Genomic DNA, 19,087 nt, shown 5'->3' with positions numbered 1-19,087 from the left:
CCGCACCGGCGGCGTCGGGATATTCGTGGGTTCGCCTGTCGGGTCTTAACCGACGGCGCCTTCCAGCGTCACGTTGAGCAGGGCTTCGGCTTCCACCGCGAACTCCATCGGCAATTCCTGGAAGACATCCTTACAAAAGCCGTTGACGATCATGTTCACCGCATCCTCTTCGGAGATGCCGCGGCTCTGGCAATAGAACAGCTGATCCTCGCCGATCTTCGAGGTGGTCGCCTCGTGCTCGATGGTCGCCGTGCTGTTACCGATTTCCTGATAGGGAAAGGTATGCGCCCCGCAGGTATCGCCGATCAGCAGTGAATCGCACTGAGTGAAGTTGCGCGCGTTCTTGGCGCGCGGGCCAATCTTCACCAGCCCCCGGTAGGACTGGTTGGAGCGGCCGGCGGAAATGCCCTTGGCGACGATCGTCGAGCGCGTGCCCTCGCCGATATGGATCATCTTGGTGCCGGTATCGGCCTGCTGACGACCGTTGGTGACCGCCACAGAATAGAATTCACCGATGCTGTCCTTGCCGCGCAGCAGGCAGGAAGGATACTTCCAGGTGATCGCGGAGCCGGTCTCGACCTGGGTCCAGCTGATGTGCGAGCGATCGCCACGGCAGTCGCCGCGCTTGGTGACGAAGTTGTAGATGCCGCCCTTGCCGTTCTCGTCGCCCGGGTACCAGTTCTGCACCGTGGAGTACTTGATCGAGGCGTCTTCCAGCGCGACCAGTTCGACGACGGCCGCGTGCAGCTGGTTCTCGTCACGCATCGGCGCGGTACAGCCTTCCAGATAGGACACCTGGGCCTGCTTCTCGCAGATGATCAGCGTGCGCTCGAACTGACCGGTGTTGGCTTCGTTGATGCGAAAATACGTGGACAGCTCCATCGGGCAAGTCACACCCTCGGGTATGAAGACGAAGGAGCCATCGGTGAATACCGCGGAGTTCAATGCTGCGAAATAGTTATCACCCTGAGGCACGACCGTTCCCAGGTACTGCTTGACCAGCTCGGGATAGTCGCGAATCGCATCGGACATGGAGCAGAAGATCACCCCGGCCTCATGCAGCTTTTCCTTGAAGGTCGTGGTCACCGAGACGGAGTCGAATACCGCGTCTACCGCCACCCCGGCCAGTGCCGCACGCTCGTGCAGCGGGATGCCGAGCTTCTCATAGGTCTCGAGAAGCTTGGGGTCCACCTCGTCGAGGCTCTGCGGCATGTCCTCGGGACGCTTGGGCGCGCTGTAATAGGAGATCGACTGGTAGTCGATCGGCGGATAATCCAGGTGCGCCCAGGAAGGAGGCGTCATCTTAAGCCACTGATGATAGGCCTTCAGGCGCCACTCGAGCATCCACTCCGGCTCGCCCTTCTTGTGGGAGATGAAGGCGATGGTGCTCTCGTCAAGGCCTGGCGGGACCGTGTCGCTTTCAATGTCGGTGATGAAACCTTCCTTGTACTCGCGACGGACGAGCTGTTCCATTTCCTGCGTTGCCATGATGTTTCCCCTCCCGGGCAGTTGGCCTGGCGAGCATCGCTCGCCTCGGGTCGTGAATCCGGTTCTGTGGGCTCAAGCCATGTCGCTGGCCAGGCTCACGCTTTGAATAGGTAGCTGCACCGGCAGCTTGATAGGTGACGTATCCGCCAGATGAGCCAGGGTCACACTATCGAGCAGGGTGCGGACACCCAGCGACACGCGCTGCCAGTTGTCGGCGACCCCACAGGTCGCGGCCAAGTCACAGTCGCCATCGGCCTGGCTGCACTCGGTCATCGCCACTGGCCCTTCGATAGCGGTAATGATATCGATGGCCGTGATGTGAGAGGCAGGCCGTGCCAGCGAATAGCCGCCCTGCACCCCGCGGCGCGATACCAGCAGCCCCGCCTTTACCAGCATCTTGAGCGTTTTACTGACGGTGGGATGCGGAAGCTGAACAGCCACGGCCAGCTCGGCTGCGGCGTGAGACTGCTCTGGATGGCGAGCGATCTGCGCCAATACCACGGCGGCATAATCTGTCAGCCGCGAGAGCTTGAGCATGCCTGGCCTCCTGGGTCGCGCGACACCCGGTAATAGGCGGCGCATTCAATTGAGGACCATTTTAGTCCTGTATCACTCCGATGTGAAGCCCCGCCGTAGGTTCCTGCCGCCACAATCTACGATAGAAGCAAGATCGCTGCAGTTAGCAGCAATAAGTCTAACGATTCTCATCTGCAACTATGCACAACCCGTGATCCCTCTCGAAGGATCGACCGGTTGATATACTCCCTCTTTCTCTTCTTCAGGAGCCCTGACATGCCTCCAGCACGCATCACCCTCGACGTATTCAGCGACTACGTTTGCCCCTTCTGTTACCTGGAACTGCCAGAACTCGATGCCGTACTCGAGCGTTTCGGCGACGTGGTAAATCTGCGTTGGCGGGCCTTCGAGCTGCGTCCCGACCCTGCCCCGACACTTGACCCCGACGGCGACTACCTGCATGACATCTGGGCCCGCGCCGTCTACCCCATGGCCACCGAGCGAGGCATGACCTTGCGCTTACCCAAGCGCCAGCCACGCTCACGCCTCGCTCACGAGGCCAGCGCCTGGGCAGACGCTGAACAACCCGACAAGGCCGAGGTCCTGCGGCGGGCGCTGTTTCGCGGTTTCTTCGAAAACAGCCTGAACCTGGCCGACACTCAGGCGTTGGTCAACCTGGCCTACGAGCTGGGCCTTAACGGGGGAGCATTGAACGAGGCGCTGGTTGCCGGACACTATCGTGGGCAAGTCCTTGCCGATCAGCGTCAGGCTCATGACTTGGGCATCAGCGGTGTGCCTGGCCTGCGCTTCTCGATTGATGGTGAGCATGCCGGCATTCTGGAAGGCGCACAGCCGCGTCGTCAGTTACTGCTGGCCGTCGAACGACTGCTCGATGCCACGCGATCGTCGCGTACGAAATAACTCAGTAGAGTTTTGTCGCAATAATGCCATGGGCTAAATGGCTGACTGGCCTACGTTCCCATTAAACAGGCAAGCGGGCACAATACCCACGAGTCTTCCCGGTTTTCGGAATACCTTTTATGCCCGCACAGCTGATCACAGTTTTCGGTGGCACCGGCTTTCTCGGTCGCGCCATCGTGCGTGAACTGGTGGATGCCGGCCAAAGGGTGCGTATTGCCGCGAGGCATCCTGCCATGCCGCTGCACATCGAAGGCAGCGAATCCATCGAGCTGGTCCGCGCCGATATTCGCGACAGCCACAGCGTAAAGGCGGCCATTGCCGGCGCGGACAGCGTAGTCAATGCGGTGAGCCTATATGTCGAGCAGCCGGGTGCGAGCTTCGAAACGATACATGTCGAGGGTGCCACTCGCCTGGCCTCTCTGGCGCGCCAGGCGGGCATCGAACGCCTCGTGCATATTTCCGGCATCGGTGCCCGTACCGACTCGCGCTCGTCATACATTCGCGCTCGTGCGAAGGGAGAAAGCGCCGTGCTGGAGGCGCTACCCGGCGCCATATTGGTGCGGCTCAGTGTACTTTTCGGCCCCGACGACGCCTTTCTCACCACCCTTGCCGGTCTCACCCGGCTGCCAGCGATTCCTCTCTTCGGTCGCGGAGAGACCCGGCTTCAACCGGTTCACGTCGTCGACGTCGCCCGCGCCCTGATTCGACTGCTGGGCGAGCCACTCACTCGACGTCGACTCTTCGAGTTCGGTGGGCCCGATGTCATGCGTTATCGCGACATCCTGACGCTATTGTTGGCTCATCTACATCGCGAGAGACCGCTGATACCAGTGCCGTTTATCATCTGGCGAGCGCTGGCCGGGGCCGCCGCGTTGCTGAAGAACCCGCCGCTGACGTCCGACCAGGTCATTCTGATGCAGCGGGACAACGTTGTCGGCGCTGGCGTGGGCACCTTCGCCGATCTAGGCATCTCGCCGCGCTCGCTTCGCGATAGTTTGCCCACCTGTCTGCCTCAACCGTGAGCCCATAGTTGTCGCAGACATTAGCCACCCTGCAGGCCGGCCGCCACTATGTGACGAGCCGGAAATATGCTAATCAGTCATAGTGAAGTCGTTAAAATCGTGGAGGGAGCTAATGTCATGGCGACGAGGGAATAGCGCTCATGACCTTTGTCTTCTCTCCACATTGCTTTGTTAGCCCCGGGAGCCCTGCCAGTGGCCGATGAGAACAGAGTGATCGCTTTCTACGATGAACGGGTCCTGGCCCACGAGCCGAATCTCGAGGTCCCTTTTCTGCCCGATCGCATGGACCGTCGGATTCGGCACCTTCTTTCCGGCCTGAGCGCGCCGTGGAAGTATCCTGAACATCCCGGTCGCTTGACGACCATTCGCGAATTGCTGGAACGCGAACCGGTCGCCGGGGTGCGTTTCGAAGCGGGCATCGAGGCCACGCGCGAACAGCTCGCCCGCGTTCACACAACCGCCCACCTGGACCACCTTTTCGCGCTGCGTGGCAAGAACGCCTGGCTCGACGTGGATACCACCGCCGTCTCGCCCGGCAGCATCGAGGCCGCCGAAGTCGCCGCCGGCACGGCGATTGCCGCTGTCGAAGCAGTACTGCAGGGACGCGCCGACAGCAGCTTCGCCCTGGTGCGCCCGCCCGGCCATCATGCCGAGCCGGTGCGCGCCCGCGGCTTCTGCCTGTTCAACAATGTGGCCGTGGCCGCCGCGCACGCCCAGGCGGTGCTGGGCTGCCAGCGCGTGATGATCGTCGACTGGGATGCGCATCACGGCAACGGCACCCAGGAGATCTTCTGGGCGGACCCGGACGTGCTGTTCGTCGACATTCATCGCACCGCGCCCTTCTATCCGGGCTCGGGCCATCTCGAGGAAATCGGTGCCGGGCTCGGCGAAGGCACCACGGTCAATATTCCCATGCCCGGCGGGGCCGGGGACGAGGCTTATCTGAAAGCGTTTCGGGAGATTCTGGTCCCCGCCGCCGACTGGTTCCAGCCCGACCTGATCCTGGTGTCGGCCGGCTTCGATCCGCACTGGCACGACCTGGCGCTGAACGTCTCCTACGAAGGTTTCGCCGTCATGACGGGCATCCTGCAACAGATGGCTCATCGCCACTGCAACGGCAATCTGGTCTTCGTTCTCGAAGGCGGCTACAACCTGGAATCCCTGTCGAAGGGCGTCAGGTCGGTACTCAGCGTGCTGGCCGGTCAGCCGCCGCCGGTACCCGGAAGCATCGGCTTGGCGGAAGTAGAGGCCGCGGCAGCCTTTCACCGCGGTGCCTTCGTCAGGCTCAACGACGATAATGAGGTGCCGAGCGACCTGAAAACATGAATGACCAACGCACTCCCTCGCGGCAAGGTTCGTCGCCGCGAGGGAGTGTGGCGCTGGCGGTCGAGTAGATTCGCTCAGCGCGGCATCAGCGACTCGCCTGGTCGCCCAGCGCCGACAGGCGATCCGCTTGCACCACTTCGATCCAGTAGCCGTCGACGTCCTTCACGAAGATCACGTTCTTCATCTTGCCCTGGTCCGAGCGCTTGACGAATTCGACGTCGTTGGCGTCGAACCAGGCTTCAGTGGCGTCGAGGTCCGGCACCGAGAAACAGATGTGCCCGAAACCCTGCGGTTCGGCATTACCATCATGATAGAGGCGCCCCGCTTTTTCCTCGCTGCCCCAGTTGTGGGTCAATTCCAGCAAGCCACGCTGACTGAAGGTCCAGACGGTGCGTTCACCTGCATCCTCGGGCAATGTTTCGCCGGTCTCGGGGCGACCCAGAAAGTACAGCGAGAACTGCATCTCCTCGAAGTCCAGCCGACGCAACACCCGCATGCCGAATACCCGCGTATAGAAGGCCAGCGAGGTCCGCGGGTCCTTGATGCGCAGCATGGTGTGATTGAGGCGAAAGCCTTCGGTTTCGGCGGGTGGCGTCTCGACGCCCGGGTGCTGCTCGCCCTGAAAGCTCATAGCGTTTTCCTTGGTTGATGACGTGAAATCTGGTGAAAAGAGCAGCGTGGGCCGGGCACGGGCTCAGACGTCGCCCTGCTGCATCAGCTGACCGATGTGCTCGGCTTGGCGAATGGCCAGGGACACGATGGTCAGGGTCGGGTTCTCCGCTGCCGATGTTGTGAACTGGCTGCCATCCGAGATGAACAGATTGGGAATCTCGTGGGCGCGGCCATAGCCGTTGCACACCCCATCCTCGGGTCGCTCGCTCATTCGACAGGTACCCAGGTTATGGGTCGAGGGGTATGGCGGCACCTCGTAGATATCCTTCGCTCCCACCGAACGATACAGCTCGGCGCCCTGGCGGTACCCATGGTCACGCATGGCGATATCGTTCAGGTGGTCATCGTAGTGCACGTTGGCGACCGGCAGCCCGAAACGGTCGGTGACCTCGGGGTTGAGGGTGACTCGATTGGTTTCCTGCGGCAAGTCTTCGCCGACCAGCCACATCCCGGCCATGTGATCGTACTGGTCCATGGCGCCGGCGAAGCGGGGGCCCCAGGCGCCGGGATCGAGGAAGGCCGCCATGAACGGCAGGCCCAGCGACAAGGTTTCCATTTCATAGCCGCCGACGAAGCCACGCGAGGGGTCATGATTCGACTCGTCCGAGATGATGCCGGCCATGGTGGTGCCCCGGTACATATGCACGGGGTCGTCGAAGGTGGCATAGACCGACCCCGTCATGTGGCGCATGTAGTTGCGCCCCACCTGACCGGAGCCGTTGGCGAGCCCGGCGGGGAAGGCAGCGCTCGCCGAATTGAGCAGCAGTCGCGGCGTTTCCAGGGAGTTACCGGCCACGGCCACCAAGCGAGCTTTCTGGCGCCGCTCCTGGCCGTCGGCATCAAAGTAAACCACTGCGCTCACCTTGCCGCTATCGTCGTGCTCGATTCTCGCCACATGCGATTCGGGTCGCAGCTCCAGATGGCCGGTGGCGATGCCTTCCGGCAGCTCGGTATAGAGCGTTGACCACTTGGCGCCCGTCTTGCAGCCCTGGAAACAGAAGCCTCGCTGCTGGCAGGCCGCACGGCCATCGCGGGTCTCGCTGTTGATCGCCATGTGCCCGGTATTGCACGAGTAACCCATCTTGCTGGCGCCGGCATGCATCACCTTGAAATTATTGTTGCCCGGCAGGCCCTTGTTATCGTTGGTGCGCGTCACGCCCATGCGCTTTTCGGCGCGATCGTAGTAAGGAGCGAGATTGTCGTAGCTGAGCGGCCAGTCGAGGAGGTTGGCCCCGGCCACCTCGCCATAGTGCGACAGGGCGGCGAACTCGTGGGGCCGGATGCGTAGGCTGGCCCCGGCCCAATGCACGGTCGTGCCGCCCACGGCCTTGACGATCCACGCCGGCAAGGTAGGGAAATCACGAGCCAGGCGGAAACTTCCCGACGTGGTCCGTGTATCCAGCCAGGCGAGCTGCGAGAAGGAAGCCCACTCGTCGGCGAGGAAGTCGGCGGTGGTGTGCAGGGCGCCCGCTTCGAGCACCACGACGTCGATCCCCTGTTGGGCCAGCTCGTTGGCGAGGGTGCCACCCCCGGCGCCGGAGCCGATCACTACCGCCACGCTGTCGTCATCATGGGTGAACGTGGCCTGCTTGTCGGTCATTGCCATTTGGCGTCTCCGAATATGTTGTTGTTCTGTCGTTGGGGTCGCCGATTCAGCCAACGCTCTCGTTGGGCAGGTACCCGCCCTCGGGCTGGGCAGGGTCGGGCAGCCAGGTGAGATCATCGAACCCCTTGGTCAGATAACCGCCATCGCCTTCGGCTCCCTGGTAGCCGAAGTGGGCATAGGCCAGCGGGTTGTCGTAGAGCGAGACCACGGCATCGGCTCGAATCGTCTGAAAGAAGGCACTAGGCGCCATCGGCGCGAGGAAATCGAGCTTTTCGTCCTCCTCAACGGCCAGCCAGTCGCCACCGGCGGCCTTGTCCAGCTCGGCGATACCGTCGTGCAACAGCTCGTGCATGGCGGCATCGTCCGCCTTGCGGTCCAGGCTCTTGACCACATGCGCGTAGACGGCGTCTTCCAGGCCGGGATGGGGGAACATCTGCCGAGTGATCGCCAATAGCGTCTCGCCCTGGCGCGAACTCAGCGAATCCAGAGGCATGGCCCAGCTGCGCGTAGGCGCCAACAGGGCGATCGGCCCACTGGCGAACGCCAGGGTACCAGCCAGAACGCCGCCGCTTCCCTTGAGGAAGACGCGACGGGAAATCGGGGTTGTACTCATTGCTGACTTCTCCGGATGGAGCACGGTACCGATCTCGGTGACTCGTGCCATGGCAGTTGTTGTTATGGGGCCTGGTGTGTGCTGCGATTTTTGTGGGGAGGGTTGATCTGACATTGGCTGTGGTAAAAGCACAGAACGATGCCCGGCACCTGAATCGAGACTAGGCGCAAAACGCACCTGCCGGGTAACATCCGATTACTACATCGACGATGGTCTAATGCTCAATCATTGCTCGAGGAGGCACTGTCGAGAGATGCCATTGCCGGCAAGTCCGACCCTCGCCACCACTCAGCCGTTGCTTCACCATCGTTGGTCGTGGCGCGCTGCCTCAGGAGATCACGCCATGTGTCATGTTTACGCCTCCACCGATCCCGCACGCTATGAATGCACCACCCGCTCGCTACGCCTGCAGAGCAGCGTGACCAGCGTGCGGCTGGAAAACGAGTTCTGGGAAATCCTCGACGGCCTGGCTCGCCGTCAGCAGCTTTCGACCGGGCAATTCATCACTGAGTTGTATGGGGAAGTCATGCAGACCAAGGGCACCGTGCCCAACCTGGCCTCCATGCTGCGGGTTGCCTGTGCCGTGCATCTGCATATCAACGCCGAGCCCGCCGTACGCAGCGCCTAAGGTACGGCGAGCCCGTTTCGTGCGATGTGCAGCCTACCTGGCAACTAGTGGGTTGGCGTTTCTCTTCAGCCAAGGCTCATGCACAGCAACTCATTTCACCTCGACCTTGCGGCGATGGTCTTCCTGAAGCTTCGGCAGGGTAAGCTCCAGAATGCCGTTGTGAAAACGTGCTTCGGCCTTATCGGCGTCGACCTCGCTGGGCAGCGCTACCGTTCGTGAGAACGTCCCATGAGAGATCTCGCTGCGATAGTAGTCGCCCTTCTCTTCCCGGCTTTCCCTATGCGTCTCACCCTTGATGGTCACCGTACTCTGGGTAACCGAAACGTCGAGATCCTCGCGCTCGAGACCGGGCAGTTCAGCGCGAAGCAATACCTCCGTATCACGATCGATGACATCGACGCGAGGCGTACGCCGTTCCCCGCCCGCCTGTCGGCGGTCCCAGCGCATCGGAAAGAGGCCATCTCGATCGAAGAGATTGTCGATCAGACGATCGAGCTCGCGCAGCGGGCTTCCTCCCTTTGGCGGCGCCTCCGAATGGGCTTGACTGCCGTTGGTGGCGTCTTCCTTGCCCTTCTTCTTGGTCATGACTTTTCTCCTGTATTGCGAACACAACGTGATGAGCTGACGTGATGGGCTAACGACACTCTGGGACTAGCCCATCAGCGCTGGCCCATGCTTTTCTGGTGACTCACGTTTTCGCGGATGGTTCCTATGGCCAATCTCGGACTTATCCTCTCTCTTGGCAACCAAATCCTCGGTCCCTGCGAACCCACACATCGGTTGCCGTCTGTGTCTCATATTCCTACCCCGAACCAGGCATGTGCCAGATAGCCCGTCGCGAAGGCCAATCCTGAGGCAGCACCGCCCATCAGCAGGGTACGCAACCCCGATTGCACTACCGGTTGGTGGTAAACCACGCTCTTCAGCATGCCGATCAGAAAGAACATCAATGCCGCGACCGTGAGGCTTGCCAAAAATTGTTGCGTCGCACTGAGCGCTGCCAGGGTATAGGGAAGCAATGGCATCATGCCGACGATCAGGAACGCCGCGAAGGTCGTGGCAGCGGAGCGCAGCGGGCTCAATGCCTGGGTCTGCAGGCCATGCTCTTCGGTAAGCATGGTGTCTACCCACACAGTGGGATCCTGGCTGATGATATCGACCACCCGTTCCAGCATGTCACCATCAAAGCCCTTCTGGCGAAATATCTGGCGGACCTCCTCACGCTCCCCTTCCGGCACCTGCTCGATATGGCGTCTTTCGCTCTCGCGGACACCGTCGATGTGCTCCTGCTGGGCCTGAATTGACTCATAGTTGCTGACCGCCATGCTGAATCCGTCGGCCAGCAGGTTGGCGAACCCCAGCACCAGCGCCACCGAGGCCGAGAAGCCGGCCCCGAAGGCCCCTGACACCACAGCAAAGGTGGTCACGCAGCCATCGATCCCCCCCAGGATGGCATCCGGGACCGTCTGGACCTTGTTGGGAGCATGCAAACGCCGCCGTATCGCCTCGGGATGATGTTCTTCCTCGATCGAGGTGTAGCGAGACTTTTTCATGGCAGCACAGCCTCGGTCATTCGCCGATATCTTCGTGCCATAGCGCTGGCGACGCCGCGATGAAGGCTTGCAGCATGTCGATGCACTCTGACGACTGCAAGACTTCTACCTCGACGCCGCGGGAACGCAACAGCGCCTCTTCGCCCATGTAGGTCTGGTTCTCGCCCACTACCACCTTGGGAATACCGAACAGCAGGATGGCCCCGCTGCACATCGCACAGGGCGATAACGTGGTGTAAAGAACGCTTTCGCGGTAAATCGACGCCTCGTGGCGACCGGAATTGTCCAATGCGTCGATTCCCCCATGCAGCACGGCACTGCCCAGTTGCACGCGGCGATTTCGACCGCGCCCGAGGATCACACCTCGATGCACCAGTACTGAGCCAATGGGAATGCCGCCTTCCGCCAACCCTTGACGCGCCTGGTCGAGAGCCGCTCGCATGAAGTGCTCCATGGTCACCTATCCTGTCTTGACGTCATCGGCAAAGTCCCATCACGCTCCCGTGGCCCGCCGCCGCTTCACTTCCTGCAAGGAGAAAACGGCCAGCGTCAGCACCGTGAGCGGCATCACGAATGACACCATCACGCTGTTGTACCCCGCCAGGGCATCATGATGTGACTCGCCCAGTACGAGATATACAGTGTAGGCCACGTAATACCCCAGCAAGACGCCCCCTTCCCAACGGCTGATGGCACCGGCAGTAAAGCATATCGGCAGACAGGCCAGGGCGACCACGATCATCACCGGAATATCGAACCCCACCATGGCCGAGGAGACGGCAATTCCCGAAGGGGCCAACAGGCCGGCCAGTCCCAGCACGCCGAGGATATTGAAGATATTGCTGCCCACCACATTACCCACGGCGATGTCACGTTCGCCGCGCAGGGCCGCAATCAGCGAGGTGACTACCTCGGGCAGGGAGGTTCCGGCAGCGATGATCGTCAAGCCGATAATCTGATCGCTCACGCCCAGGTAGGCGGCAAGCGCCACGGCGCCGTCAACGAACCACCGCGACCCCAACACCAGCAGCGCCAGCCCACCCACGATCATGCCCAGATTGAGCGCCCAGGGCGCCTCGCTGGCGCTGACCTGCGTGCCCTCCTCAGCTGCAACCGCGTTGGCGCGCTGGTTCTGCTGCGTGTTCTGCCACAACAGAAAGCCCAGATAGGCGGCAAGCCCGGCGACCAGCAGGAAACCATCGACGCGCCCAACGAGCCCATCCAGAGTCAGCAGCAGCAACACCACCGACAGCAGGATCATCAACGGGATGTCGAAGCGGATCAGCTGTTGCGCCACCACCAGCGGCACGATCAACGCCGACACCCCCAGAATGAACAGCACGTTGAAGATATTGCTGCCCACCACATTGCCCATGGCGATACCCGCCTGGTCGGCCAGTGCCGCCTTGAGGCTTACCGCCAGCTCCGGCGAACTCGTGCCGAAGGCCACCACCGTAAGCCCGATGATCAGCGGCGAGATACCCAGCCGTGCCGCCAGGCGCGAGGCCCCACGCACCAAGGCTTCGGCGCCGACAATCAGCAGCACCAGCCCCACCACAAACAAGATAATGGTCATTGCCCTCTCCTTGGAGGGTTAAGACGCCAAGCGTTCTTGAACGATGACGGCGTCATGGTGCATTGGCTGACCGCGAGACATCTGCTTCGAGATGTTGTGCTGAGGACAGCGAACCGTGATGATTCTTGCATTCCCAACCTTTCATGAGGAATAGCCTGCATGGTAGACCTTTCGCACACGCCCCGGATTCTCGTCTTCGCTGGCAGTCGCCGCAAAGATTCCTTCAACAAGCAGTTGGCACAGCTTTGTGCCGAGCGCATCGATGCGTTGGGCGGCACTGCCAGCTTCATCGACTTGGGGGATTTTCCGCTGCCACTCTACGATGGCGATCTAGAGGCTGGAAGCGGGCTGCCCGACAATGCCCTCGCATTGCGCGAGCGGCTCTCACAACATCACGGACTGCTGATCGCCTCACCGGAATATAACGGTTTTATCACCCCCTTGCTCAAGAACACCATCGACTGGCTCACGCGCCCCCATGAAGGGGAGAGCGGTCTGGCGCTGTTCGAGGGCAAGTTCGCCGCGGTCGTCTCCGCGTCACCCGGTGGGCTCGGTGGACTGCGCAGCCTGGCGTTGATTCGTCAGCTGCTGAACAATATCGGGGTAACGGTACTGCCAGACCAGCTCGCCGTGAGTAACGCCGGTGATGCCTTCAGCGAAGGCCGCCTGACCGACACCAGACAACAGGCGAAACTCGATGGTGTCTGTCAGCGGCTGGTAGGCACCCTGGAAAAGCTGAGAAACTGAGTCTGGATACAGTTCCCGGCCCCGCACGCCATCATCTTCGTCCAAGATCGTCGAAAGAGAGACCCTATGAGCGAGACCCAAAAGCCCTGGACCACTCCCATGCCCGAGTCGCAATTCGAATTGATGCGGCGCATTCTCGATGCCCCCAGCCCGGTCGGGCTCGAGGCGGCGATGACCTATGGCATTCTCAAGCCCCACTTCGATACCTTCGCCCCAGACGGCTGGCACATGCACCAATTCAAGGGCCATGCCGGCGTGGTGCTGGACACCCATCCGGGCCGTGACGACATGTTCAAGGTCATGATCATCGGCCATGCGGACAAGATCCGCATGCAGGTACGCAGCATCGGGGACGACGGCAAGATCTGGATCAATACCGACTCCTTCCTGCCCACCGTGCTGATCGGCCACGAGGTCAAGCTGTTCAGCGAAGACCCACAACACCCGGGCCAGTATCGTGTACTCGAGGGCGGCACGGTAGAAGCGCTGGGCGCCATCCATTTTGCCGATCCCGCAGTGCGCGACGGCAGCAAGGGATTGAAGAAGGAGCAGATCTATCTGGACCTGCAGATCCATGGCGAGAACAAGAAGCAGCAGGTCGAGAACCTGGGGGTGCGCCCCGGCGATGCCATCCTTCTGGACCGCCCCATTCGCCACGGCTTCAGCCCGGACACCTTCTACGGTGCCTACCTGGACAATGGGCTGGGCTGTTTCGTCACCACCGAGGTGGCACGCCTGATCGCCGAGGCAGGCGGCACGACGCAGGTGCGCGTGCTGTTCACCATTGCCAGTTACGAGGAAATCGGGCGATTCGGTAGTCGGGTGATGGCCGGGGTCTTCAAGCCCGATGCGCTGATCGGGGTGGATGTTAACCACGACTATGTGGCTGCCCCCGGCATCGGCGACCGTCGCATGCAGCCATTAGAGATGGGCAAAGGCTTCACCATGGCGGTCGGCGCCATCGCCAGCGAGCAACTCAACCGCATTATCGAGAGCGCCGCCAAGGAACATGGCATACCCATGCAGCGCGATATCGTCGGGGTAGATACGGGGACCGACGGCATGGCCGGGGTGCTGGCAGCGGTGGATTGTGCCGCCACCTCCATCGGCTTCCCGATCCGCAACATGCATACCATCTCGGAAACCGGCAATACCCAGGATCTGCTGGCAGCGATTCATGCACTCACGCATACGCTCCAGGCACTCGACGCCCTGCCGGACCCGCATCGGGAGTTCCTCGATAACCATCCCCGGCTCGACCAGGCGGGTCCGCTGAGCCATCAGGGTTCCGCCAAGCCGGACGATTCGAACAGGCCGGACGATGCGAAAGAGCCCAAGTAACCGGCGGCGATAACGCCCCAGGGGTAAAGGTTGTCCCGTCACCAGCCGAGGTATTCAGCCTTACTGATGACGGGCTACTTTCCACCCGTCAGCTCGATGGATGAATGACCCGGTCGTATAGGAGGCTTCCTCCGACAAAACCACAGAATCGCATTGGCCACTTCGTGCGGAAGACCACCGCGCTGCATCGGCAGAGACGCCTTGAGTCGATCGACGCGATCCGGCTCCCCACCGCTGGCATGCATGTCCGTGTAGATGAAAAAAGCCGTTCGACGTCCGCCTCGCGCGAGACATCTGCGGCCACGGCGATCCCCGTGCCGCCATCTCGTTGTATGCCTTCGACGACGGCATCGGCTGCAGCCTTGTTGTGGTGATAATTGATGCAGACACGATAACCACGGGCGGCGGCCAGTGTGGCCGCTGCCGCACCGATGCCACGGCTGCCTCCCGTGATCAGTATGACGTTGTTCATGAGACATACTCCAAGCCTGAATGGCGACAGGACGGTATGTCAGTTGTGCCAGGTACTTGTGTTAGGTACTGGGGGTGCTATTGAGCCGCTTGATCAACTGGCGCAACTTGCGACGCTGCCACATCGAGGCCAGCCGGCGCGTATCCCAGTTGTTGGGCACTAGGCTGTAAGGTTGCTTGTCATCCTTGAGGTAAAAACAACGCTCGGCACCAATCGGCTGGTCTTCCGAGCCGTAAATGCAGATCAGACGAATCGTCAGCGAGATGAACGCTAGATCTCCGACAGGACGGCCATCCTGCAGGACAATATCGTTTTCCTCGGCAACCGAGTGAATCAAGTTGTTGAAGCTGGCGATATGCAGGAAGTCGCCGGCCTGCAGCGGGCCCTGCCGTGTACCGTCTGACGAGGACTCTTCTCTGGGCGCTTGCCGGGTGGATTCACCCTCTTTCCCGGAGGGCCTTTCCTCCCAGTCCGTCACGTCCATGGTCAGTTTGCCGTCCGTGGTCTTCAGTTCGGCAAGGATGTGTTGAATATAGATGGGCTCGGCGCTCATGTTACTGATGATGCAGCGAGCGTGGATGTCCTTGTTCTTGCCTCGATTGATGATCAGCCGCGGTCGACGCTGGCGACGAAAGCCGAAATAGAGTAATTGTGCATACACTAACCAAATAAGCAGTGTGCCGATATTGGTCAGTATGGTGACCAGTTCCTGGTGAGCCACGAGCCAGTCGAACATCGTAATCACTCCTTGATTACCACAAGGCTAGAGAGAGGTTGGGCCGCCCAAGCGTTGATCCAGCCAGCAATACATAACAAGCGATTGTTCTAGGATGCTGATGCCCACCTCGACTCCTTCGAGGTGGGCGACAAGCGATCGAGTCAGTCTCTCTGGTAGGTCCCCACTAGGCGGTTCATGCCAAGCAGGTGCGGCTCTACCTGCTTGAGTAGTTCAGGCAGGGCTAGCCCCTCCGGCAGGTCTGTGGCCTTGCCAAGTGCCAGAACCCAGAAATAGTACTGATGGACGCCATGTCCCTCGGGAGGCATGGGGCCACCGTAGCCCTGCTTGCCGAAGTCGTTGAGCCCAGAGTCGCCTTCCCCACTGTTTTCCTCGAGCGAGGTTGTGGAAGCAGGCAGGTTATAAAGCACCCAATGGACGAAGCCGTAGCTGCCATTCTGCACCAGCGGGGCATCCGGATCATGGCAGATCACCGCGAATCCCTTGGTGCCTTCTGGAGCACCCTGCCAAGAGAGGGCAGGTGAGACATCCTCACCCTCGCCGGTATGCTTGGTGGGAATGGCACCCTGAGCCTTGAAGGCCGAACTTTCCAGTTGCATGGTCGAGAGGGCAAAGGCCATGGTGTGAATCTCCTTGCGAATCAGTCAGGGAACACTGTTGCAACAGCGTCGGAGAAAGCCGGGAGACTGTCAATGGAGACCGACAATCATGAAGCAGCTGCTGATCGTGGCACATACCCCTTCACCCAATACCCTCAAGCTTCGGCAGGCCGCCGAGCGTGGCGCACGCCATGTCGAGATCGAAGGTGTCGAGGTGTGTGTCAAGCCGCCCCTTGAAGCGGGCCCCGACGATGTGCTCGCCTGCGACGCCATCCTGCTCGGGACCACCGAGAACCTGGGCTATATGAGCGGCGCGCTGAAGGATTTCTTCGACCGCAGCTATTACCCGTTGCTGGAAAAAGCGCAGGGACTACCTTGCGCCCTCTATGTCCGCGCCGGCCACGACGGCACCGGCACCCGCCGAGCGGTGGAAGGGATCGTCACTGGCCTGCGCTGGAAGTGGGCGCAGGAACCGCTGATCCTGCGCGGCGAGTGGCAGGAGGCCTTTGTCGATCAGGCAGAAGAGCTAGGTCTTTATCTATCAGCCGGCCTCGAGAGTGGTATTTTCTGATTCGAGAAAGGTGTTTTCTGATTTGCGCCAAGTGGCAATAAGCATTCGCTAATATCGGCGCAATGCCGTCTTGTGCCACTCCGGCGTTGTGCTATACCTAATTGAGGTTCAAAAGAATTTTGAGGACGCCAAGAACCTGACACAGGCAGCTTTCTCGCAGAAGCTCTCATTCCCGTTCAAGGTATTCGAATGACTCACGACATGAACCTGACAGCGCCGATCATAAGAATGATCATCCCTTATCACGTCGACCAGATCTCGTGATGACCCTCCCTCTACAGGACCGTCCTCGCCACCCCTGACCACCGGAAATGTTTGGCCGACTCCACGGAGAAACCGAGTAATGAGCCAGATTTCCAGAAAGTTGCGCGCACTGCTTTGTGCGTTGCTGTTGCCCCTTGCGGCTGAGGCCAACGACCCCCAGAGCGTATCGATCGCCACGGCCAGCCCGGACGGTGTCTACCACATCGTGGGACGCGCCATCTGCCGAGCGGTGGATTTTCCTTGTCGCGCAGAACCGAGCGACGGCTCGATCGCCAATCTCGACAACGTTCGCCACGGCGCCACAACGCTGGCGCTGGCTCAGTCGGATAGCCAGCACTTTGCTGTTAGCGGCACGGAAGCCTTCCGCGATGCCGGCCCCGACAGCGAGCTTAGGTCGGTGTTTTCGTTGCACAGCGAGCCGTTCACGCTGGTCGTGCGACGCGATGCAGGCATCCAGAGTCTGGACGACATGCCCCGTCATTCGGTGAATATCGGCAACCCGGGGTCCGGCCAGCATGGCACCATGCTACGCCTCATGCAGACACATGGCTGGCGCCATAGTGACTTCCGCCTGGTTAACGAACTACCGGCCGACCAACAATCGATGGAGCTGTGCCACGGCAATATTGACGCCATGGTCTATACAGTCGGTCATCCCAACGCCTCGGTGGCCCAGGCCATACGCCTCTGCAATGCCGCCCTGATCGATGTGTCCGGTGAGGCGGTCGATCGTCTGGTCGAGGAAACTCCCTACTTTACACGTGCCTGGATCGCCGGTGGCCTCTATGGTCCCGACCAGCCAGCCGTGCGGACTTTCGGCGTCAGAGCCACCCTCGTTACTTCGGCACAGGCAGATCCGGAGATGATCTATCAATTGGTTAGCGGAGTATTCCATGACCTGCTGCGCTTCAAGGCCGCACATCCGGCCCTTGGTATGCTTACCCCACAGGAAATGATTCACGACGGCCTCAGCGCGCCCCTGCATGAAGGCGCGCTACGCTACTATCGGGAGCAAGGCTGGCTCCCAAAGTCCGGCACAGCAAAGGGGCCTATTGAGGGAGAAACACGCCTCGCCAGCCTTAGTCACGCTGCTGGAGGCTGACAAGGCGTCGGGCGGCCGTATCGGCTTTCTTGTCGTATCGGGGTCCTTTTAAACATGACGGCAAACTGACGACGGCACTGCTGTGGGTGCCGTCGTCCGAAAGCCAGACCGGGCTGGCTTGCCTGTGGCGTTACTTCAGCCGTTCGAACACCGTGGCAACGCCCTGCCCCATGCCGATACACATGGTCGCCAGGCCCAGCGTGGTATCGCGAGTCTGCATCACGTTGAGCAGGGTGGTGCAGATACGCGCACCCGAGCAACCCAGCGGATGCCCCAGGGCGATGGCACCGCCGTGAAGGTTGACCTTGTCATCCAGCGCATCCAGAAAGCCGAGATCCTTGAGTACCGGTATCCCTTGGGCGGAGAAGGCCTCGTTGAGCTCCACGGTCTGGATATCGTCGCTGGTAAGCCCCGCCGTCTTGAGCGCCTTCTTCGAGGCCGGCACCGGCCCGTAGCCCATGATCGAGGGGTCGCAGCCGGCTACCCCGGTGGAGAGCACCCGAGCGATGGGTTCGAGGCCCAGGGCCTGGGCTCGCTCGTAGCTCATCACTGCCATTCCGGCGGCACCGACCGAGAGCGCCGACGAAGTGCCGGCGGTAACGGTGCCGTGGCGTGGATCGAAGACCGGCTTGAGCTCGGCCATCTTCTCCAGGCTGGCATCGGCGCGGATCACCTCGTCGCGGTCGACCCTGATCTTGAAGCCGCGCTGATCGTGGCCTTCCACCCCGATGATCTCATTGTCGAAATAGCCTTTCTCCATGGCGGCCTGGGCACGCTGATGCGAGCGCACGCCGAACTTGTCCTGCGCTTCGCGGGAAACACCATGCATCTTGCCCAAAAGCTCGGCGGTCAGGCCCATCATCATCGATGCCTTGGCGACATGCTTGCTGACCGCCGGATTGACGTCGGCGCCATGCATCATGGAGACGTGCTCCATATGCTCGACGCCACCAATGAGGTAGACGTCACCCATGCCGGCCTTGATGTTGGCGGCAGCGATATGCAGAGCACTCATGGAAGAACCGCACAGGCGGTTGACGGTCTGGGCCGGCACGCTGTGCGGGATACCGGTCAGGATCGCCGCGTTACGCGCAATATTGTAACCCTGCTCGAGGGTCTGGTTGACGCAGCCCCAGATAACGTCGTCGACCTCGGCCGGGTCGAGGCCCGGGTTGCGCTCGACGAGTGCCTGCATCACGGCCGCTGACAGCGTCTCGGCACGAACGTGGCGGAAGGCGCCGTTCTTCGCCTTGGCCATGGCGGTACGCACGGCGTCGACCACCACGATGTCTCTCGGCTTCAAGCTCATTTCCTATCTCCTGTCCGTGGTGGTT

Annotated in this window: 21 protein-coding genes; 8 read left to right on the top strand and 13 right to left on the bottom strand. The window is 61.1% G+C overall.

Translation table 11 applies throughout. The features are described 5' to 3' along the window. Window positions 1-45: 45 nt before the first annotated feature. Together sufB and BM341_RS14255 are read right to left on the bottom strand one after the other, a co-directional pair. The gene (sufB, locus tag BM341_RS14260) at window positions 46-1,488 is read right to left on the bottom strand and encodes a Fe-S cluster assembly protein SufB (RefSeq protein WP_089796739.1); all 1,443 of its coding nucleotides are present in this window, start codon (window positions 1,486-1,488) and stop codon (window positions 46-48) included. Window positions 1,489-1,560: 72 nt separating this feature from the next. Continuing rightward, window positions 1,561-2,025, bottom strand: a complete 465-nt coding sequence (locus BM341_RS14255) for an SUF system Fe-S cluster assembly regulator (RefSeq protein WP_089796738.1) — start codon at window positions 2,023-2,025, stop codon at window positions 1,561-1,563. Between the two features lie 255 nt (window positions 2,026-2,280). Here BM341_RS14255 and BM341_RS14250 point away from each other — a divergent pair, with 255 nt between their 5' ends. From BM341_RS14250 to BM341_RS14240, 3 genes are all read left to right on the top strand, one after another. Then, window positions 2,281-2,925, top strand: a complete 645-nt coding sequence (locus tag BM341_RS14250; protein WP_089796737.1) for a DsbA family oxidoreductase — start codon at window positions 2,281-2,283, stop codon at window positions 2,923-2,925. A 119-nt stretch (window positions 2,926-3,044) separates the two neighbouring features. Next, window positions 3,045-3,947, top strand: coding sequence for a complex I NDUFA9 subunit family protein (locus BM341_RS14245; RefSeq protein ID WP_089796736.1), 903 nt, complete (start codon window positions 3,045-3,047; stop codon window positions 3,945-3,947). A 210-nt stretch (window positions 3,948-4,157) separates the two neighbouring features. Further along, a complete protein-coding gene (locus BM341_RS14240; RefSeq protein ID WP_245784285.1) occupies window positions 4,158-5,273 on the top strand; it encodes a histone deacetylase family protein in 1,116 nt (371 codons plus the stop codon). Between the two features lie 85 nt (window positions 5,274-5,358). Here the strand turns inward: BM341_RS14240 and gloA are convergent, their stop codons facing one another. The 3 genes from gloA to BM341_RS14225 form a co-directional block, all read right to left on the bottom strand. Next, window positions 5,359-5,904 (bottom strand): lactoylglutathione lyase, encoded by a 546-nt coding sequence (gloA, locus tag BM341_RS14235; RefSeq protein WP_089796735.1) that lies wholly within the window; start codon window positions 5,902-5,904, stop codon window positions 5,359-5,361. Between the two features lie 63 nt (window positions 5,905-5,967). Beyond that, complete coding sequence (locus tag BM341_RS14230; protein ID WP_089796734.1) at window positions 5,968-7,551, bottom strand: GMC family oxidoreductase; 1,584 nt, start codon at window positions 7,549-7,551, stop codon at window positions 5,968-5,970. Between the two features lie 46 nt (window positions 7,552-7,597). After that, window positions 7,598-8,164, bottom strand: coding sequence for a twin-arginine translocation signal domain-containing protein (locus BM341_RS14225; RefSeq protein ID WP_089796733.1), 567 nt, complete (start codon window positions 8,162-8,164; stop codon window positions 7,598-7,600). A 343-nt stretch (window positions 8,165-8,507) separates the two neighbouring features. Between BM341_RS14225 and BM341_RS14220 the strand changes: the two genes are divergently transcribed. Further along, window positions 8,508-8,792 (top strand): ribbon-helix-helix domain-containing protein, encoded by a 285-nt coding sequence (locus BM341_RS14220; protein WP_089796732.1) that lies wholly within the window; start codon window positions 8,508-8,510, stop codon window positions 8,790-8,792. Window positions 8,793-8,882: 90 nt separating this feature from the next. Here BM341_RS14220 and BM341_RS14215 read toward each other — a convergent pair whose 3' ends face one another. From BM341_RS14215 to BM341_RS14200, 4 genes are all read right to left on the bottom strand, one after another. Further along, window positions 8,883-9,377, bottom strand: a complete 495-nt coding sequence (locus BM341_RS14215) for an Hsp20/alpha crystallin family protein (protein ID WP_089796731.1) — start codon at window positions 9,375-9,377, stop codon at window positions 8,883-8,885. 209 nt (window positions 9,378-9,586) lie between these two features. After that, on the bottom strand, window positions 9,587-10,345 hold the full coding sequence (locus tag BM341_RS14210) for a VIT1/CCC1 transporter family protein (protein WP_089796730.1): 759 nt from the start codon (window positions 10,343-10,345) through the stop codon (window positions 9,587-9,589). Between the two features lie 16 nt (window positions 10,346-10,361). Continuing rightward, entirely contained in the window at window positions 10,362-10,799 is a 438-nt protein-coding gene (locus BM341_RS14205; RefSeq protein WP_089796729.1) for a nucleoside deaminase, read from the bottom strand. A gap of 39 nt (window positions 10,800-10,838) precedes the next feature. Beyond that, a complete protein-coding gene (locus BM341_RS14200) occupies window positions 10,839-11,921 on the bottom strand; it encodes a calcium/sodium antiporter (protein WP_089796728.1) in 1,083 nt (360 codons plus the stop codon). A 159-nt stretch (window positions 11,922-12,080) separates the two neighbouring features. Between BM341_RS14200 and BM341_RS14195 the strand changes: the two genes are divergently transcribed. Together BM341_RS14195 and BM341_RS14190 are read left to right on the top strand one after the other, a co-directional pair. After that, window positions 12,081-12,668 carry an NADPH-dependent FMN reductase gene (locus BM341_RS14195; RefSeq protein ID WP_089796727.1) on the top strand — a complete coding sequence of 196 codons (588 nt, stop codon included), beginning with the start codon at window positions 12,081-12,083 and terminating at the stop codon, window positions 12,666-12,668. A gap of 66 nt (window positions 12,669-12,734) precedes the next feature. Further along, window positions 12,735-14,009: a M20/M25/M40 family metallo-hydrolase gene (locus BM341_RS14190; protein ID WP_089796726.1), complete on the top strand. Its 1,275-nt coding sequence runs from the start codon at window positions 12,735-12,737 to the stop codon at window positions 14,007-14,009. An 88-nt stretch (window positions 14,010-14,097) separates the two neighbouring features. On the opposite strand, the gene BM341_RS14185 is transcribed toward BM341_RS14190, so the two are convergent. From BM341_RS14185 to BM341_RS14175, 3 genes are all read right to left on the bottom strand, one after another. After that, window positions 14,098-14,481 carry an SDR family NAD(P)-dependent oxidoreductase gene (locus tag BM341_RS14185; protein WP_245784284.1) on the bottom strand — a complete coding sequence of 128 codons (384 nt, stop codon included), beginning with the start codon at window positions 14,479-14,481 and terminating at the stop codon, window positions 14,098-14,100. 61 nt (window positions 14,482-14,542) lie between these two features. After that, window positions 14,543-15,217, bottom strand: a complete 675-nt coding sequence (locus tag BM341_RS14180) for a hypothetical protein (RefSeq protein WP_089796725.1) — start codon at window positions 15,215-15,217, stop codon at window positions 14,543-14,545. A 143-nt stretch (window positions 15,218-15,360) separates the two neighbouring features. Next, a complete protein-coding gene (locus BM341_RS14175; RefSeq protein WP_089796724.1) occupies window positions 15,361-15,837 on the bottom strand; it encodes a YbhB/YbcL family Raf kinase inhibitor-like protein in 477 nt (158 codons plus the stop codon). 88 nt (window positions 15,838-15,925) lie between these two features. On the opposite strand from BM341_RS14175, the gene BM341_RS14170 reads away from it, so the two are divergent. After that, window positions 15,926-16,387 carry a flavodoxin family protein gene (locus BM341_RS14170; RefSeq protein ID WP_089796723.1) on the top strand — a complete coding sequence of 154 codons (462 nt, stop codon included), beginning with the start codon at window positions 15,926-15,928 and terminating at the stop codon, window positions 16,385-16,387. Between the two features lie 343 nt (window positions 16,388-16,730). Continuing rightward, window positions 16,731-17,753, top strand: coding sequence for a TAXI family TRAP transporter solute-binding subunit (locus BM341_RS14165; protein ID WP_089796722.1), 1,023 nt, complete (start codon window positions 16,731-16,733; stop codon window positions 17,751-17,753). Between the two features lie 130 nt (window positions 17,754-17,883). Here BM341_RS14165 and fadA read toward each other — a convergent pair whose 3' ends face one another. Beyond that, complete coding sequence (fadA, locus tag BM341_RS14160) at window positions 17,884-19,062, bottom strand: acetyl-CoA C-acyltransferase FadA (RefSeq protein WP_089796721.1); 1,179 nt, start codon at window positions 19,060-19,062, stop codon at window positions 17,884-17,886. Window positions 19,063-19,087 lie beyond the last annotated feature (25 nt).

This window comes from Halomonas korlensis (assembly GCF_900116705.1).
Lineage (GTDB): Bacteria > Pseudomonadota > Gammaproteobacteria > Pseudomonadales > Halomonadaceae > Halomonas > Halomonas korlensis.
The sequence above is the reverse complement of the archived record's forward strand: the minus strand, read 5'-3'. Positions and strand labels throughout refer to the sequence as shown.

Bases quoted from the DNA above. Each gene is read 5' to 3' on its own strand.
- sufB (WP_089796739.1), bottom strand. From the start codon at position 1,488: ATGGCAACGCAGGAAATGGAACAGCTCGTCCGTCGCGAGTACAAGGAA.
- BM341_RS14200 (WP_089796728.1), bottom strand. From the start codon at position 11,921: ATGACCATTATCTTGTTTGTGGTGGGGCTGGTGCTGCTGATTGTCGGC.
- BM341_RS14165 (WP_089796722.1), top strand. From the start codon at position 16,731: ATGAGCCAGATTTCCAGAAAGTTGCGCGCACTGCTTTGTGCGTTGCTG.
- BM341_RS14230 (WP_089796734.1), bottom strand. From the start codon at position 7,551: ATGGCAATGACCGACAAGCAGGCCACGTTCACCCATGATGACGACAGC.
- BM341_RS14245 (WP_089796736.1), top strand. From the start codon at position 3,045: ATGCCCGCACAGCTGATCACAGTTTTCGGTGGCACCGGCTTTCTCGGT.
- BM341_RS14180 (WP_089796725.1), bottom strand. From the start codon at position 15,217: ATGTTCGACTGGCTCGTGGCTCACCAGGAACTGGTCACCATACTGACC.
- BM341_RS14175 (WP_089796724.1), bottom strand. From the start codon at position 15,837: ATGGCCTTTGCCCTCTCGACCATGCAACTGGAAAGTTCGGCCTTCAAG.
- BM341_RS14195 (WP_089796727.1), top strand. From the start codon at position 12,081: ATGGTAGACCTTTCGCACACGCCCCGGATTCTCGTCTTCGCTGGCAGT.
- BM341_RS14190 (WP_089796726.1), top strand. From the start codon at position 12,735: ATGAGCGAGACCCAAAAGCCCTGGACCACTCCCATGCCCGAGTCGCAA.
- BM341_RS14185 (WP_245784284.1), bottom strand. From the start codon at position 14,481: ATGAACAACGTCATACTGATCACGGGAGGCAGCCGTGGCATCGGTGCG.
- BM341_RS14255 (WP_089796738.1), bottom strand. From the start codon at position 2,025: ATGCTCAAGCTCTCGCGGCTGACAGATTATGCCGCCGTGGTATTGGCG.
- BM341_RS14220 (WP_089796732.1), top strand. From the start codon at position 8,508: ATGTGTCATGTTTACGCCTCCACCGATCCCGCACGCTATGAATGCACC.
- BM341_RS14170 (WP_089796723.1), top strand. From the start codon at position 15,926: ATGAAGCAGCTGCTGATCGTGGCACATACCCCTTCACCCAATACCCTC.
- BM341_RS14205 (WP_089796729.1), bottom strand. From the start codon at position 10,799: ATGGAGCACTTCATGCGAGCGGCTCTCGACCAGGCGCGTCAAGGGTTG.
- BM341_RS14215 (WP_089796731.1), bottom strand. From the start codon at position 9,377: ATGACCAAGAAGAAGGGCAAGGAAGACGCCACCAACGGCAGTCAAGCC.
- BM341_RS14210 (WP_089796730.1), bottom strand. From the start codon at position 10,345: ATGAAAAAGTCTCGCTACACCTCGATCGAGGAAGAACATCATCCCGAG.
- fadA (WP_089796721.1), bottom strand. From the start codon at position 19,062: ATGAGCTTGAAGCCGAGAGACATCGTGGTGGTCGACGCCGTGCGTACC.
- gloA (WP_089796735.1), bottom strand. From the start codon at position 5,904: ATGAGCTTTCAGGGCGAGCAGCACCCGGGCGTCGAGACGCCACCCGCC.
- BM341_RS14225 (WP_089796733.1), bottom strand. From the start codon at position 8,164: ATGAGTACAACCCCGATTTCCCGTCGCGTCTTCCTCAAGGGAAGCGGC.
- BM341_RS14250 (WP_089796737.1), top strand. From the start codon at position 2,281: ATGCCTCCAGCACGCATCACCCTCGACGTATTCAGCGACTACGTTTGC.